Source organism: Rhizobacter sp. P2_H2 (genome assembly GCF_056403375.1).
In genome coordinates this window covers 1-602 of record NZ_JBFUFP010001779.1, presented here as the reverse complement: position 1 = coordinate 602, position 602 = coordinate 1, and the positions used below count along the sequence as shown (strand labels likewise).

1 protein-coding gene is annotated in these 602 nt (G+C 65.9%); it reads right to left on the bottom strand.

Annotation, left to right across the window (positions count from 1 at the left end):
• The coding region (locus AC1D15_RS36160; protein WP_477829882.1) for a 3'-5' exonuclease at positions 1–602 on the bottom strand (602 nt) is incomplete at both ends.

Genomic DNA, 602 nt, shown 5'->3' with positions numbered 1-602 from the left:
TCGCGACGTAGAGCAAGCGCCGCTCTTCTTCGATATCTTCCTCGCGTCCCGTCGCCATGTCCGAGGGCATGCAGCCGTCGACCACGTTGAGCACGTAGACCGCGTTCCATTCCTGCCCCTTGGCCGAATGGATGGTTGAGAGGATCAGGTAGTCCTCGTCGAGGTGCGGCGCTCCGGATTCATCGCTGCTGGCCTCGGGCGGGTCGAGCGTCAGTTCCGTCAAGAAGCGTTCGCGGCTACCGTAGCCCTCGGCGATCCGTGCCATCTGCTCAAGGTCGGCCAGGCGAACCTCGGCGTCATCGTGGAGCCGGTCGAGGTGGGGTTGGTACCACGCGATGGCTCGTTCGAGGTCGACCGGCCACTCGCTCTTGCGACTCAGGCTGGCGATCAGCACCGCGAGCTTGGTCCACTCCCCTGCCGCCCCCTTCGGGGGTCTGAAGTCCTCTATGACGGTGAGCGGGTCGGCCTGGCGTTCCATCGCGTCGAGCAGTTTGCCGGCGCTGACCGGTCCGAATCCGGGCAGCAGCTGGGACACACGGAAGCCGGCCAAGCGACCGCGGGGGTTCTGTGCCCAGCGCAGGACGCTCAGCACGTCCTTGATG